Source organism: Paenalcaligenes hermetiae, from assembly GCF_039543645.1.
GTDB lineage: Bacteria > Pseudomonadota > Gammaproteobacteria > Burkholderiales > Burkholderiaceae_B > Paenalcaligenes > Paenalcaligenes hermetiae.
Genome location: NZ_BAABKD010000009.1, coordinates 23,771 through 37,182 on the forward strand (window position 1 = coordinate 23,771; position 13,412 = coordinate 37,182).

A 13,412-nucleotide genomic window follows, 5' to 3' on the forward strand; every position below is an offset into this window, starting at 1 on the left:
ATTATTCGTACCTCTCAAAAACGGTTTTTTCTGGGATGGATGGCGTTACAGGCTTATAGCCTACAATACGCTCTCGCAATAGGCTCATTGGATTTGTCCCAATAGAACCTAAACCAGAGAGTTCTAACTGTAAAAATACAGCACTGTTACTTTTTTGGGCGGAGACAGCATAGCGCTGGAGCACAAAACGCCCCGTCCAGCAACAGTCACCCTTATACTCCAATCCAAAAATCGTCTGCGTACTGCGTTTTTCTTGAATAGAGTAATCAACCCTACCTAAACCATACAGTTTATTTGACAATGGCCACTGCGTGGTTAAAGAAATCTGCTCTTTGGTTCGCTCATCGTTATTAACAAATTGGTATTGAGGGTTATCAAAGGCGCGAGGATCTCGCTCATAACGATAAGAAGCCGCTATCGTTGCTAGACGTTTAGGCTGCCAGCGTACCCCTGCGCTCATACGGTTTCGATCACGGGATTCGGGGTTAAGCTGTGCATCAAAACGTACATGAAACTGATCAGTGAGCGCAGCATAAGCACCAAACAAATAGTCAGAACGTGTGCGCTCTGGGGGATATTCATGTGCTGTAAAATTATGCAAGAATACCTTCTGGTTAGTAAAGTGAAAACGCTGTGCGGCCTCTAAGCGTACTCGCTCAAATCCCGTATCACTATCTAACCAACGAGTAGAAAGCCCCATAGTTAACTGGTTAGCATTGGCAATACGATCCCAACCACCACTATAAATATTCTCGCTAAAGGCTTGAGAAAAGTTGAATGTAGCGACGCTGGTATCTAAATTTGGAATATCGTTTTGATCCCGATAAGGAACATATAAATAATACAGCCGTGGCTCTAGTGTTTGGATCGAGTCAATCCCAAAAAGCCGCGTATCACGCTCAAATGTCATCCCCATATCCAGAGAAGATATCGGCACCACACGCCCAACGTTACGAGCTAAGTTGCGCTGAGCCACATTATTAACAGATTTCCAGTCCGTATCATAATGACTTAAGTGCAAGCCAAATTTAGGAGTGACATACCAACCCGGGCGCACAATAGGATAAGCCACTGTTGTATAAGAGGATATTCGTGTGCTATTTGGTGCTAAGCGAGTACGCCTATAGGCATCAAACTTATTGACACTCCCCGAGTAATAAGGCATTACAAAACGAGTCGCCTGATTTTCGGTCTGCACATCGAAACCGCCCCAGTTATATCGTTTCCCAGTCAACCTAAGCTGCGGCAACCGATCGTATTCAGGGCGACGATACCTTCTTTCTGCGTCCTGCAGCGTCTGGTATTTAGAAACCGATAAGGCCGCATTAAAATATTTAGCTCCGCTCCAGGTAAAACGAGCATTACTTAATAGCTCTGTCACCGAGGCTTGGTTAATCCCAAAAGTGGATAAGTCTCGGAAATAATCGTCATCTGAAACCCGACGATAGTTATAAGCAAAGCCGACACCCCCCCCAATATGATGCTGATGTTCCGCGGCAAAGTACCAACGATCTGTATCCGTTTTATTATCATTGGCTAAATAGGAGCCCGTGAGCTGACCCTGATGCCGCTTGCCTAGATAACGGAACTCTCCTTGCAGCTGTACCCCTCGTTTACTTAAGACGCGCGGTGTTAACGTAGCATCGTAATTTGGGGCAATATTAAAATAATAAGGAATGGAAAACTCTAAACCACTATTCGATGAATACCCATAGGATGGCACTAAAAAACCGCTTTTGCGCTCCTCTCGTAGGGGAAAAGCCAAATAGGGCGAGTATAAAATAGGAGCATTTTTAAAATACAACACCCCATGTTTAGCTACCCCCGTATTTTTATCATTATATAAATCGACTTGTGGGGCGCGTATAAACCATGAAGGGGCAGGACACGGACAACCCGTGTATTCCACGGTTTTCATACGCAAGTGATTTTTAGATAGTAAATCAGCCTGCTCCGCCGAACCTGAGCCCCCGGATCCCCCAAATACGAAGCGAGGGCTTTGTATCGCACCCGTTTCATTTTGGATGTTGTAGTCAATATGCTCACTTTGAATTAAGCTGCCCTCGCGAAGGAGCTTGCCTTGACCTCGGATTCGTAAATCACCAGAGTTAGGGTGATATTCGATTTTTTCGCCTTTAGCAATCGAATCAACACGACGGACTTGAGCATCCCCTTTCAGTAAAACAGTTCCATTTTCTGTGCGCTCAAGTACATCACCCGTAAAAAATACAGTCATGTCGTCCTCAGCCAAAGACTGCACCTGCAAATGCGAGGCCGCCTTTAGTCGAGGAACATGCGGTTCTGAAGCCAAAGCCGGTTTTAGCGTATTATTTACGACTAAACCCGCTAAAATCATAAGGGTGTACCAACCTGATCGCACAACGTTTGTGTCCTTAGAAAATGATTCGCTATGTATCTTTGATACCTATTTAGCATCACAAATCGCTATTATAGTGAAGCCGAGCGTATCGCGGCACCTAAACCGTTAAAATTTATTAGCTTAGAGTCTTTTATTTATGCAAGATCCTGCAGTCCTACGTCAACAACAACTCAAACATTGGCTCGCCACATTAGCACCAACTTATCAAATTGATCCTCAGCAGCTACAGCCAGCCTCAAGCGACGCGAGCTTTAGACGTTATTTCCGAGTTTCCCACGCGGATGCCTCATATATTATTATGGATGCACCACCAAGCCAGGAAAATAACGCTGCCTTTATTGATATACAAGCACGCCTAGCTAATGTTGGCGTACGAGTGCCCGACATACTCACCTATGACCTAGACTTGGGTTTTATGCTACTAAGCGATTTGGGCACGCAAAACTTCTACCAAACGCTACAGTCCCCTATGGACGCAAGTGCGTTACAAGCTCTCTACCGTCTCACTATTAAGGAGCTAGTACGTATGCAGCACGCAGATCCTACTGGCTTGCCGGTTTATGATGCCAACCGTATGTTAGAAGAGCTGCAGCTATTTGAGCAATGGTATATCAAAGGTTATTGCAAAACCGAGCTAAGCGATACAGAAAAACAAAGCCTAGACACACTATTTAAGCGTCTAGTCCAAGATAATGTACAGCACGGCCAGGTTTTAGTGCATCGGGACTTTCATTCACCTAATCTCATGATGCCTACAGATGCATCCCTACGGCCTGGCGTCATTGACTTTCAGGATGCCGTCATCGGCCCTATCACCTATGATATCGCCTCCCTAGTAATGGATGCTCGCTATAGCTGGGATGAGGAACAGCAATTAGATTGGGCAATTCGCTATTGGCAAGCCGCTCACCATGCCGGCCTAGCTATCGCTGAAGACTTTGCAGAGTTTCACCGAGCGTATGAATGGATGAGCGTACAACGCAATTTGCGTATATTAGGTGTATTTAGCCGCCTTTCTTTGCGTGATCAAAAACACCACTATTTGGATCATATCCCACGCGTTTGTCAGTATTTGCGTCAAGTCTTTATTCGTTATGACGAATTCAATGCGTTACGTCGCCTCTTTGACCGCTTAGAAAACAAACAAACCGTATTAGGAATGACTATTTAATACCATGCGAGCTATGATTTTAGCGGCTGGTCGGGGCGCACGGATGCGCCCACTTACTGACCATACCCCCAAACCCTTATTAAAAGTTGGCGGCAAAGCCTTAATCGAGTGGCATCTTTTACGTTTAGCCCAGGCAGAGATTACTAATATTGTGATTAACCACGCTTGGCTAGGTGAGCAAATAGAGGCCTATTTAGGCGATGGCAGCCGTTTTGGTGTACACATCCAATACTCTGCTGAACCCACTGCTCTAGAAACCGCTGCCGGCATAAAAAAAGCGTTACCTTTACTGGGTGAACACCCTTTTCTTGTCATCAGCGCGGATGTATGGACGGACTGGGATTGTCGCGTCGCACCCTATTTAGCTCAACGCTTACACCAACAGCAGGCGCTAGCGCACTTATTGCTTGTCCCTAACCCTTCGCATCACCGCGAGGGCGATTTTGACCTAGCACATGGGTACATACAGTCTAAAACCTCGACATCCAGCTATACCTATAGCGGTATGGGTGTATTTAGCCCACGGTTTTTTGATCAAGTAAATGCAGAGGTGCCTACGCCATTACGTGAACCTCTCCATCAAGCCATTCAACAGCAAAAAGTTCTCGGTAGCCTTTATCAAGGACAATGGCAAGATGTAGGCACACCGGAAAGATTGCAACAAATAGAACAAAGCTTGGCTCATTAGCTTGAACAGGCTATGATTTCTGGCAGCCGCTCGGCATTTTTGCATTGATCTTATTTCTTCCAATCTTTACAGGAACAATTTGCCCCATGCTAGGTTCCAAACGACCCGTATTTAAACCCACCGCCTATGGCTACACCCGACGCAAACGTCGTATCCCTCGTTGGTTAGTGTTAATGATTACCGGCATGGTCTTAGGTGCGGGAGGTTTACTTTTTGTTCAAAAAAGCTATGGCCCACCTATGCTCACGGTCGAACAGTCACAACAGCTACATGATGAGCTTAATAGTGTAAAAGCAGAAAATCAGCGCTTGCAGTCACAAATTACTCTTGCTGAGCGTGAGCGCGATGATAGCCTGAGCCAAGTCGCCACTATCAAAGATAAGCTGGAGCGTCATGACAGTATTGTGGCAGCCCTAGAGCGAGACCTTGCCTTATTTGCCCGTGCTATCCCGGCCGATCCGCGTGGCACCTCTCCCGGTATACGCGCAGCCGAATTTAAAAACAATAGTGCCGAGCTAGACTATAACGTTTTGCTAATGCAAGACGATGAAAAAGCATCTACATTCAAAGGCACAATGAAATTTAATGTTATGGGACGTTACCCCAACGGACGTACCGGCCATATAGACTTAGAGCCGGTTGCCGTAGAGTTTGGGCATTATCTACATGCACAAGGCTCTGTAGAGCTGCCCTCTGGTATGACTGCACGTCAAATTACCATCCAAGTCTTCCCTGAGGGCAGCCAAAAAGCAGCGGCTATGCGAATTATTAACGTACGCTAGTCACGGCTGAATCAATAAAAAAGCCATCGTCATTACGATGGCTTTTTTACTATGATTGGCTACTTAGAATGCCGGCACAATTGCGCCTTTGTACTGCTCTGTAATCTGCTGACGCACCGCATCAGAATGCAATGCCTGCATGAGCTTTTTCACATCCTCATTATCCACTTTATCCGCTGTGGTGGCCACAATGTTGGCATAAGGCGAATCAGCACCCTCGATAAATAGGGCATCATTTAATGGATTTAATCCCGCTTCTAACGCATAGTTGGTATTAATCAACGCCAAATCCACATCTGCTAGTACGCGCGGCAAAGTAGCTGCCTCTAGCTCTTTAAATTTGAGCTTTTTGGGATTTTTTACAATATCCCGCGAGGTAGCCAAAATATTCTCAGGGTCTTTTAGCTCAATCAGCCCTTGCTGTTGTAATAACAGCAAAGCACGAGCACCATTAGAAGGATCATTAGGCAATGCCACCAAAGCCCCGTCTTTTAATTCAGATAGCGCTTTGATTTTTTTCGAATAAGCACCAAAGGGCTCTACATGCACCAAGCCAATAGAAACCAGCTCGGTTTTATGTTCTTTATTAAAAGTATCTAAATAGGGCTTGTGCTGGAAAAAGTTCACATCCAAATGCCCATCAGCCACCTGAGCATTGGGCTGTACATAGTCGGTAAATACCTTAATATCAAGCTCTACCCCTTGTTCCGCAAGCGTCGGCTTCACAAACTCGAGCAGCTCCGCATGTGGTACGGGGGTGGCAGCCACAGTCAGTTTACCCGCATGGGCTGAACCAACCGCTAACGCAGCCAGCGATAGGGCAAAAGCGGGAATCAATTTTTTCATGAATGGTGCTCCTAAAAGTAAATCGAATGAATTATTGTGTCTTACTATGAATCATAGCAGCTAGCTTATCACCAAACATTTGAAGCAATTGCACTAAAACAACTAAGATCAACACAGTAACTAACATCACATCGCTTTGGTAACGCTGATACCCAAAGCGTAGCGCAAGATCCCCCAAGCCCCCACCACCGATAACGCCCGACATCGCTGAATAACCTACTAGGGTAATCGCCGTGACCACAATTGCAGCTAAAATCCCTGTTGTAGCCTCTGGCAATAAAGCCATGAGTACGGTTTGTCGTGAATTAGCCCCCATCGCGCGACAAGCTTCAGAAACGCCTGGATCAAGCTCACGCAGTACATTTTCTACCAAGCGCGCAAAAAAAGGCGCCGCACTTGCTACTAAAGGCGGTATTGATCCTTGTACACCTAAAGACGTTCCGGCTAAAACACGCGTTAACGGAATCATCACGATCAATAAAATTAAAAATGGCACCGAGCGTAAGACATTCACAACCAATGATAATGACTGATACGTAACCCGGTTTTCTAAAAGCTGCCCTTTGGCAGTAAGAAACAAAATCACACCTAAGGGCAGACCAATTAAAACCGTAAACAGGAGCGAAAACCCTGTCATCAACAACGTATCAAGGGTGGCTTCAAGAATTAGGGGCCAATCAAGATTATCAAAGCTCATGGACGTAATACCTCGCAATCAACGCCTTGTTGGGCTAATAGGGTTTCAACCTGTGACCATCGGGATAAATCACCGTTAGCCGCTACAACTAACTGCCCATAAGGCACATCTTTAATACGACTGACTGCTCCCTGCAAAATGCTTAAATCTAGCTGGTAATCACGACTAATTTGACTTAATAAGGGAGTCGCTGTCGATGAGCCGGTAAAACTCAAACGCAATAACCGCCCTTGCACTTCGGCCGCCATATCCTGCCACCCTTCGGCCTCTACCCCACTTTCAGACAGCAAAGACTGTGTGACCGCATGTTGTGGATGTAGGAACACATCTAATACCTCTCCCTGCTCCACAAGCTTCCCCGCATCAATCACCGCCACCCGATCACAAATGCGTCGAATCACATCCATACTATGCGTAATTAGCACGATCGTTAGCCCTAAATCCTGGTTGATTTGTGCCAGCAACCGCAAAATAGACTGCGTCGTTTCAGGGTCTAAAGCTGAAGTAGCCTCATCGCAAAGCAGTAGCTGAGGGTGATTCGCTAATGCTCGCGCAATCCCTACACGCTGCTGTTGCCCACCTGAAAGCTGGCGTGGATATTTATGCACATGATCTTGCAACCCCACAAGCTCTAACACCTCTAATGCCCGTGCTTTTTGTTGCGCACGCGTTAGCCCTGCTAGCCGTAACGGAAAACATACATTATCCAACACGGTACGCATCTGCAACAAATTGAAATGCTGGAACACCATCCCAATTTTTTGACGTACTTGGCGTAGTTGGGGCTCGGCTAAAGTACTAATGTCCTGATCCTGTAACCAAACTCGTCCACTGCTGGGTCGTTCTAAGAGATTCAGCATGCGAATCAAGGTGCTTTTTCCGGCACCTGAGCGTCCAATAATGCCAAAAACCTCTCCCGCTTGAATCTGTAAATTAATATCGTCCAAAGCCACCACTGTTTTGGTGCCTGAGACATAGTTTTTATTGATATGTTCTAAACGTATCAAGGGATACACCTTATGTCGCGATGTCTGCGAAAAATGGATTAACTAAATACTTTCGTCAATACCGATAAAAAAACCGTACTAAAAAAAATAAAACCCTATTTTGCCTCGTTCCAATCCTTAAAAACAACAAATCATGTACAAAAATGAGTAAATCTCTTTGGGATTCTTATTTGCACAAAATAATTCGTTAAGCTATTTACATCTATTCATTTTCTCTAGGAGGATCTGTGTTATGCAAATGGTAGTGACTCGTACTCTGTGTGACGCTTGCTTGACATTACCTGTAGCTGTAGCAGCCACACCCCCTCATCCAGAATTACACCTTTGTAGTGAATATATCCCGATAAAAGGTGAGAATTTTGAAGCAAAATTTAAATGTCGGGCTTGTGATACGATTTGGCTACATCGAAAAAACAAATGGGGGGCCTGCGAGGGTTTTAGGCTGAACCCATAATATAAATTATGCTAGGCTAATATCATGCTAACCTAATTAGGCTTATAGAATGACAATGCCATGCAAACTGATTTACGCCAAATCACTTCAAGCTGCTCATGCTGTGATCGTGGCCTTGCGCGAAAGCTGGCAACAGCTAATCCAATATAAGGCCACACCAACGCCTGAGCTACTACAACGTTATCAGCAGCTCATTCAACAATTGCAACAGCTGCCTCTACCTGCTGACATTAAGCCCGTTTTAAAACAGCTTCAACAACAATTACAAAACCATCACACTGGCGTTAAGCTCATGCCATTGCAGCAAGCTTTAGCGCATTTTGGGATTCAGCTAAATCATCAAACTGACAGCCCATGGTTTCATTATGATCCTGGTCAGCCTCTACCCGTTGTGCTCCAAGGCCTAGGCAAAGCATGGCGCCAACAACTAAAAAAATATAAAGACCACCCCACCAAACGCCTACAACTTGCTTGGCAAAACCTGCCCTATAGTGCGGCTTTTCATGAGGCTTGTTTAGCTTTGCGCGCTATTTTACGTGAAAAAAACACGAGCGACAGCCCAGCGTTGCCATTATTGTATTATATTGCTGCCTTTCATTCTTTTATACGTATCGAGCCAGAAACCCCACGTGGGGATTTAATTGCCGCCGCCTTTTCTGGCAAATCTCTTTTACAACAACCCATTTGTTATCAGCAACTAGGCACACAGGCGTTAGCACTTCTCAATCAAACAGACCAACAGCGTATACAAAAGCAATGGGGGCTACCCGCACAGCATCAACGCTTGGCCGATTTACTCCCTGACCTACACCAACAATATCTCACCGCTGTTCAACCCTCTTAGCCCTGAGCCAGCTGTTACAACTAACCAACGGTCATCCTCTATAAAAAAAGCCCAATGGCCTGCATACCATTGGGCTTTGCCGTTAAAAACGGGTTTCCTGCAAGGAACAATTTGCTATGTCATCAGCAAAAACAAAAACGCCACCTATGAATAAGTGGCGTCTTTGAGAATTCGGGCTGGTGGGTCGTGCGCGACTCGAACGCGCGACCAACGGATTAAAAGTCCGCTGCTCTACCGACTGAGCTAACGACCCAACCGAAAGATTAAATTATTGCATAGCTGTTTTTAACTGTCAAGCTTTTTATAAAAAGTTTACATAAAAAAGCCTGCAATAATTGGGTCTTTGCTTACCGGTGCACGCACCTAAATAAGCAAAGACGTAACTATAACATGTTTTTAAAAAAAGTACACCTTTTTTTTAAAAACTATCGAGCTCGGGAAATACGAACCTCTGCACCACGTCGTTTGACCTCAAGGCCCTCTGAAGGCAGGATTTTTAACCCTTCCAGACCTTTAATATAGCTAGAGCCTTGCATCTGCATTACACGAATTTTATTACGCATCACAGCAGGGCTATGCTCTGGCATACCAAACATCCAGACTTCTTCGAGTAAGCGGGCAGAATTGAACTCTGATGTATTGAGCGCTTTCGGGCCTAAACACAACATATGTCCCTCGCGTCCAAAAACAGGGAGCCGGTCCAAACCCGCTTTAACCACCCAACGTGAGCCACCCTCATAGCGCCAGCCTGTGGATAAATCCCACCAGTCGCTGCCTTTAGGTAGATATACCTCGATCTCGTCACCTGGCTGCACAAAAGGTGCAACCAGTAGTGTTGAGCCGAGCATGTACTGATGTTTCCAGTTTAACGCTTCGGGATCATCCGGAAACTCTAGCGATAAAGCACGCTGCACAGGCAAACCACAGCGCACAGACTCTTCGATAATGCCCAGCACATAAGGCACTAAGCGATAACGCCATTCCAGCCAATGCGCTATAAGCTTTTGGGTCTCAGCATCAAACGAGGTAGGCAATAAGCCATCCACGGCTTGAAAATGAAAGTTTGCTGAAAATACCGCCATCGATAACCAGCGCACATAAAGCTCTGGTGTCATGCTATCTAGGGGAGCACTTGCCGAGCCAATTTGATGTGTTTGTGCTGTAATCCCGCTATTACCAACCGAAAGTGCAGCCTGCAAGGTCTTGGCTAAGCCATCCCAGTCATTGGTCACATCTGGCCCTAACTGCCAAGCAAAGCGATGTGCAGAAGGATATAAATCGCGACTTGCTACCAAGCCTTCTTGGGGTGTTTTGTGCCCTGCAAAAGCATCGAATAAGGCTTGGCGTGCAAGTAACGGATAGACCGTGCGTAACATCGCACCGCTTTCTCCACCACGGGCTGTGATCTCATCTGGCAAATCATATTGCGCTTGAATCACCACCGCCCCCAAGCCCTCATCGTAACTTTGGCGTAAACGCTCCACCCAGAGCTTATAAGCGTCCTTGTGGGTTAAATCCAACAACCCAAAGTCTTTACCTGCAGTGACGGCATTGCCTTTAAAAGTGTAGGCCAAACCGTCGTCATCATTAATAAGCAGCCAGCCTCGGTCCTCCCACTCATCGAATAATGCTGTGCCTACTGCCACCCCCGGAAAAACCGAAGCCGCTAATTTGCACTGCTTGTCTTCGGCGGCAGCCATCGTGTCGCGTACATCGGCAATACGCTCGGCATCCCACTCAAAAATAGGGCGGTCAGCACTAAAGCCTAGGGCTGCAGGCGGTGCTAGGTTTAAGACATCAACCCCAACCTGAAGCTGCTTAAGCTGTTCAATGGTAGCGTAGCCTTGCTCAATGGATTGACTCTGCGTTTGATCCAACCAAACCCCCATTGGCCAGAGCCCAGGTTGCCCTGCTCGCCCTGTCAACGCGGTATACTGGTTTAAGATTTCGACAGGCTGACCTATAAAAATAAACAGGTCAAATACCGTGGCATGAACCGTTAACTGATACTGATCCGCTTGGCTTAGTGCCACATCATGCTCTACGCGCTCAAATGTATTTACGTAAAGCCCCCAGCCGCGATTACTCCACGCTAATGGCAACACTCGATCCGCATAATGATCTGAAACGAGTTTTGCACCACGTCGATTAAGATCACCCGTGGTCTCACCCAAACCAAAAATACCGTCGTTAGGGTCTAGGGTTAAAGCAAACTGCCATTGAGGCGTTGCGATCAAAGACTGACTTTGTAATAAAAGCTGATCCCCGTTATACGCGCGCAAAGCAAACGTGTCTTTATCGATCTCGAGCACGCTTTCGCCTTGCTCAATGCGCCAACCCTGTGCTTGCTCCGTGACTTCGAGCTCGCCAACGGCATCCTGTCGGGCAAGAAGCATATCGGCATATTGTTGTGCTCGCGCTGATACTCGCTCGGGCTGAATATGCTTGAGCGCACCAAAGCGCAAGCGAAATACGCCAGGGGCATGGGCTTCGATACGAAGCATGAGATCATCGGTTGCGGCAAAATCAGCCGCCGAGGATTTTGTGGATATAGAGCTTAGAAGATTAAACAATTGCGTCACATCATCAGAGTGTGTTTTGGACGGCACAATGCGATCCTCAAGGGCAAAGCCCAAAACTAGAATTAAAAGATACTATTTTGACGCATATTTGCTGCAAAGCAAATACGCATCACTACTATATATGAACAGACACGTATTATCGCAGGTCTAGCGCTCGGGATAAATCACGCTCTATCAGCGCCGGCTCTGCCGCCATCTGTGCGGCAATTTGTTCGGCAAGTACCGCCGCCCAACTAAAGCCATACGAACCATAGCCTGCATTTAACCATAAGCCCGGCAAAGGCTGAGCCAACACCGGCAAATGGTCTTTTAATGCGGCTCGAGTTCCCACCCAAGCACTTTCTACCGCCAATACGTCCTGATCCAACGGCACTAAAGGCTCCGTTTTTTGGAATATTTCGCGACAAGCAGCCTGCGACAGTGATCGGGGCGGTTGATCGTAAGTGCTACCTAGCACATAGCCTTCGGCTAAAGGAACCACATAACCACTACCTGCAACAATACGTGAGGGTGCTGCATTTAAAGCAGTACGCGCTATCGAAATACTTTGTCCTCCTATTACATCTAAACCCATGACTCGTGGAGCTTGACCGTGTAGAGCCTGTGGCAACAATGACGTAACACCTTGTGCATTGGCCAAAATAACATGCTGGGCCTCATAGTGATCACCCGCACGGGTGATCACTTTCCAACCTTGAGTAGAGGCATGAACAGTCACTACCGTATCAGCTCGCCACGTCACCAGGTTTGTTTCCAATAGCTGTGTTAATAACTGTTGAGGGCGAATAACAGCGCCTTTAGGAAAATACAAAGCACCGTGCTTCACCGGCGTGCTCGCATACCGCGATGCGTCTTGTGCTGTTAGATATTGTACCCAATCTAAATCAAAGGCGAGCTCTGCCACACTTTGCTGCTGTAAAAATGCCTCTTCTTCGCTTTGAGCGACAACAAGAGAACCCACAACCTGCATCGCCCCCGTCGATGACTGCCAACGCTGCAGCGCCCGCAATATTCCGGCACGACTGAGACGAGCACGCGGAGCGTCATCTCGGGTCAATAATGGGGTCATAGCTAATCCAGCATGCCCAAGTTGCGCTCCCCCTGCTCCATGTATGAAGTGAGGGTCCAGAACACAAGTAGCAATACCTCGTAACGATAACGCATGCGCCGTTGCGGCTCCCGCTATACCGCCCCCCACTATGATCACCGGCTGTTGTGGCGGCTCAGTGTAAGAGCGCCCTAAATGCGGACGCAGTGTGGCTTTGATCATATGGCGTTTATAAGCAAAACCCGGGTGGCGCGTCACCATAAAGCCCGCATTTTGTAAATCGCGACGAACCTGAGCCGCTGCACACCAGGTTGCCGCCGTCGCACCGGGTGCTGCCATACGCACCAATTGCCCAAACACTTCTGGCGTCCACATGGCCGGATTAACTCGTGGCGCAAAACCATCTAAATAAAATGCATCGGCCTGACATACCATCTGTTTTGCGGCTTGACGAATATCACCAAAAAACAAGGTCAGCGTCACCGCCCCCTGCTCAAACTCTAAACGATGGATGCCCGGGACTAACACCGGCCACTGCGCCAATAACTGGTCAGCTAGCTTACGCAAAGCAGCAGGTGTATGCGCCAACATCAACGCCAAATCTTTTGCATAAAAAGGGTGTGCTTCGAACGACACAAAATGCAAACGGCGGCTACGCTGCTCATCCTGCTGCCAAGCTGCCCACGTTGCTAAAAAATTATTACCTAAACCAAAGCCGGTTTCTACGATAGTAAATTGCTCCCTGCCCCGCCAACGCTCTGGCAACCCATTTCCTCCTAAAAACACATACTCGGCTTGTTCTAAAGCACCAGACGCGGCGTGATACAGGTCATCGTAGCGATCACTGCAAGCCAGCCCCGTCTCGGTAAAAGTTGGAGTAGCAGGAACTAAAGGTTGAAATGCGCGTGTCATA

General features: G+C 47.0%; 10 protein-coding genes and 1 tRNA gene. 4 read left to right on the forward strand and 7 right to left on the reverse strand.

All coding sequences use genetic code 11. The annotated features are described in order from the left end of the window. Position 1: 1 nt before the first annotated feature. Positions 2 to 2,380: an LPS-assembly protein LptD gene (locus ABD980_RS05830; RefSeq protein ID WP_345370301.1), complete on the reverse strand. Its 2,379-nt coding sequence runs from the start codon at positions 2,378 to 2,380 to the stop codon at positions 2 to 4. A gap of 136 nt (positions 2,381 to 2,516) precedes the next feature. On the opposite strand from ABD980_RS05830, the gene ABD980_RS05835 reads away from it, so the two are divergent. The 3 genes from ABD980_RS05835 to ABD980_RS05845 all read left to right on the forward strand — a co-directional run bounded on the left by ABD980_RS05835 (position 2,517) and on the right by ABD980_RS05845 (position 5,021). After that, positions 2,517 to 3,551 carry an aminoglycoside phosphotransferase family protein gene (locus ABD980_RS05835; protein WP_345370303.1) on the forward strand — a complete coding sequence of 345 codons (1,035 nt, stop codon included), beginning with the start codon at positions 2,517 to 2,519 and terminating at the stop codon, positions 3,549 to 3,551. Positions 3,552 to 3,555: 4 nt separating this feature from the next. Continuing rightward, positions 3,556 to 4,239, forward strand: coding sequence for an N-acetylmuramate alpha-1-phosphate uridylyltransferase MurU (gene murU, locus ABD980_RS05840; RefSeq protein WP_345370305.1), 684 nt, complete (start codon positions 3,556 to 3,558; stop codon positions 4,237 to 4,239). A gap of 86 nt (positions 4,240 to 4,325) precedes the next feature. Then, complete coding sequence (locus ABD980_RS05845) at positions 4,326 to 5,021, forward strand: DUF6776 family protein (RefSeq protein ID WP_300648051.1); 696 nt, start codon at positions 4,326 to 4,328, stop codon at positions 5,019 to 5,021. A 63-nt stretch (positions 5,022 to 5,084) separates the two neighbouring features. On the opposite strand, the gene ABD980_RS05850 is transcribed toward ABD980_RS05845, so the two are convergent. From ABD980_RS05850 to ABD980_RS05860, 3 genes are read right to left on the reverse strand one after another with little or no spacing between them, the layout of a single operon-like run. Then, positions 5,085 to 5,867, reverse strand: a complete 783-nt coding sequence (locus ABD980_RS05850; protein ID WP_260649261.1) for a MetQ/NlpA family ABC transporter substrate-binding protein — start codon at positions 5,865 to 5,867, stop codon at positions 5,085 to 5,087. Between the two features lie 31 nt (positions 5,868 to 5,898). Then, on the reverse strand, positions 5,899 to 6,564 hold the full coding sequence (locus ABD980_RS05855; protein ID WP_260649262.1) for a methionine ABC transporter permease: 666 nt from the start codon (positions 6,562 to 6,564) through the stop codon (positions 5,899 to 5,901). Continuing rightward, on the reverse strand, positions 6,561 to 7,571 hold the full coding sequence (locus ABD980_RS05860) for a methionine ABC transporter ATP-binding protein (protein WP_345370310.1): 1,011 nt from the start codon (positions 7,569 to 7,571) through the stop codon (positions 6,561 to 6,563). The genes ABD980_RS05855 and ABD980_RS05860 overlap by 4 nt, the downstream gene beginning before the upstream one ends. Positions 7,572 to 8,074: 503 nt before the next feature. Between ABD980_RS05860 and ABD980_RS05865 the strand changes: the two genes are divergently transcribed. Beyond that, complete coding sequence (locus ABD980_RS05865) at positions 8,075 to 8,869, forward strand: hypothetical protein (protein ID WP_345370312.1); 795 nt, start codon at positions 8,075 to 8,077, stop codon at positions 8,867 to 8,869. A 177-nt stretch (positions 8,870 to 9,046) separates the two neighbouring features. Here ABD980_RS05865 and ABD980_RS05870 read toward each other — a convergent pair. The 3 genes from ABD980_RS05870 to mnmC2 all read right to left on the reverse strand — a co-directional run bounded on the left by ABD980_RS05870 (position 9,047) and on the right by mnmC2 (position 13,411). After that, a tRNA-Lys gene (locus ABD980_RS05870) sits at positions 9,047 to 9,122 on the reverse strand. Between the two features lie 172 nt (positions 9,123 to 9,294). Further along, positions 9,295 to 11,478 carry a glycoside hydrolase family 31 protein gene (locus tag ABD980_RS05875; RefSeq protein ID WP_377536137.1) on the reverse strand — a complete coding sequence of 728 codons (2,184 nt, stop codon included), beginning with the start codon at positions 11,476 to 11,478 and terminating at the stop codon, positions 9,295 to 9,297. Between the two features lie 109 nt (positions 11,479 to 11,587). Continuing rightward, positions 11,588 to 13,411 (reverse strand): tRNA (5-methylaminomethyl-2-thiouridine)(34)-methyltransferase MnmC2, encoded by a 1,824-nt coding sequence (gene mnmC2 / locus ABD980_RS05880; RefSeq protein WP_345370314.1) that lies wholly within the window; start codon positions 13,409 to 13,411, stop codon positions 11,588 to 11,590. Between the last annotated feature and the right edge of the window lies 1 nt (position 13,412).